Raw genomic sequence first — 2,570 nt, forward strand, 5'->3', positions numbered from 1 at the left:
CCCCAAGGCTGAAACCCCGGCTGCTCCGGCACGCCAGGGCGGTTCTGCACCGCGTCCGGGCGGTCCCCGTCCCGGCAACAACCCCTTCGCCACGTCCCAGGGCATGCCCCGCGGCCGCGGCGGCGACAACGATCGTCCCTCGCGTCCGGGCAACAACCCGTTCGCTCCGTCCCAGGGCATGCCCCGTCCGGGCGGAAGCCGCACCGAGGGTGAACGCCCCGGTGGTCCGCGCCCCGCAGCAGGCGCAGGCGGCCCCCGTCCGGGTGGTCCCCGTCCGGCAGCAGGCGCAGGCGGCCCCCGCCCCGGCGCCCCGCGTCCGGCCGGCGCTCCCGGCGCCGGTCGTCCGGCAGGAGCCGGCGGCAACCGCCCGACTCCGGGCATGATGCCTAACCGCACCGAACGTCCCGCACCCGCTGGTGCCGGCCGTCCCGGCGGCGGAGGCCGTGGTCCGGGCCGTCCGGGTGGCGCTCCAGGTACCGGTGCTCCCGGTGCCGGTGGCGGCGCTCCGGCCGGTGGTGGCTTTGGTAAGGGCGGTCGCGGTCGCGGCGGCACCCAGGGTGCCTTCGGTAAGGGCGGCGCAGGCCGTGGCAAGCAGCGCAAGTCGAAGCGTGCCAAGCGTCAGGAACTGGAGCAGATGAGTGCTCCGTCGCTGGGTGGCGTGAGCGTACCCCGCGGCGACGGCAACACCGTAGTCCGGCTTCGCCGTGGCTCGTCCATCACGGACTTTGCCGACAAGATCGAGGCGAACCCCGCCGCACTGGTGACGGTCCTCTTCCACCTCGGCGAAATGGCCACGGCCACGCAGTCGCTGGATGAAGAGACCTTCGCGCTGCTCGGCGAGGAGCTTGGCTACAAGCTTCAGGTTGTGTCCCCGGAGGACGAGGAGCGCGAGCTGCTCTCCACCTTCGACATCGACTTCGACGCCGAACTGGAAGCCGAAGGCGATGAAGACCTCGAGGCACGTCCTCCGGTTGTCACCGTCATGGGTCACGTTGACCACGGTAAGACCCGGCTGCTCGACGCCATCCGCAAGTCCGACGTTATGGCGGGCGAGCACGGCGGCATCACGCAGCACATCGGTGCCTACCAGGTCACCCACGCCCACGAAGGCATTGATCGGAAGATCACCTTCATCGATACTCCGGGCCACGAGGCGTTCACCGCCATGCGTGCCCGTGGTGCGAAGGTCACCGACATCGCCATCCTGGTGGTCGCAGCGGACGACGGCGTTATGCCGCAGACCGTTGAAGCCCTCAACCACGCCCAGGCGGCCAACGTGCCGATCGTCGTGGCCGTGAACAAGATCGACAAGGAAGGCGCCAACCCGGACAAGGTCCGCGGCCAGCTGACCGAGTACGGCCTGGTTCCGGAAGAATACGGTGGCGACACCATGTTCGTGGAGGTCTCGGCCCGACAGAACCTCAACATCGACGAGCTCCTCGGCGCCGTTCTGCTCACCGCAGACGCTGCCCTGGACATGCGCGCCAACCCGAACAAGGACGCCCGCGGTATCGCGATTGAAGCCAACCTGGACAAGGGCCGCGGTTCCGTGGCCACCGTCCTGGTTCAGTCCGGTACCCTGCACGTCGGCGACACCATCGTGGCAGGCACGGCCCACGGCCGCGTCCGTGCGATGTTCGACGACGACGGCAGCGCGCTGACCGAGGCCGGCCCGTCCCGCCCCGTGCAGGTGCTGGGTCTGTCCAACGTCCCGCGCGCCGGTGACACCTTCTTCGTGACCGCTGACGAGCGCACCGCCCGCCAGATCGCCGAGAAGCGTGAAGCCGCCGACCGCAACGCCGCACTGGCCAAGCGCCGCAAGCGGATCAGCCTGGAAGACTTCGACCAGGCCGTCGCCGATGGCAAGATCGACACCCTCAACCTCATCCTCAAGGGTGACGTGTCCGGTGCCGTGGAAGCCCTCGAAGACGCGCTGCTCAAGATCGACGTCGGCGAGGGTGTCCAGCTCCGCGTCATCCACCGCGGTGTCGGTGCGATCACGCAGAACGACGTCAACCTGGCAACGGTCGACAGCGCCGTCATCATCGGCTTCAACGTCAAGCCCGCCGAGCGTGTTGCCGAACTGGCAGACCGCGAAGGCGTGGACATGCGCTTCTACTCCGTCATCTACGCAGCAATCGATGACATTGAGGCAGCCCTCAAGGGCATGCTCAAGCCGGAGTACGAAGAGGTCCAGCTTGGCACCGCCGAGGTCCGCGAAGTGTTCCGTTCCTCCAAGTTCGGCAACATCGCAGGCTCGATCGTCCGCTCGGGTGTTATCCGACGCAACGCCAAGGCACGCATCACCCGCGACGGCAAGATCATCGGTGACAACCTCACCGTTGAGACGCTCAAGCGCTTCAAGGATGACGCCACCGAGGTCCGCACGGACTTCGAGTGTGGTATCGGTCTTGGCTCGTTCAACGACATCACCGAAGGCGACATCATCGAGACCTTCGAGATGCGCGAAAAGCCGCGCGTCTAGGTTGGTTTAGCAGTACAGGTGCGGGGTCGTTGGATTTTCCGGCGGCCCCGCACTTTTCCGCCGTAGAGGGGCCCCGCCCCTACGC

1 protein-coding gene is annotated in these 2,570 nt (G+C 67.7%); it reads left to right on the plus strand.

Features of this window, described 5'->3' with window-relative positions:
* The coding region (infB, locus tag LQV16_RS23375) for a translation initiation factor IF-2 (RefSeq protein WP_229996212.1) at positions 1-2,485 on the plus strand (2,485 nt) is incomplete at its 5' end.
* Positions 2,486-2,570 lie beyond the last annotated feature (85 nt).

Source organism: Arthrobacter sp. Bi26 (assembly GCF_918697925.1).
Classification (GTDB): Bacteria; Actinomycetota; Actinomycetes; order Actinomycetales; family Micrococcaceae; genus Arthrobacter.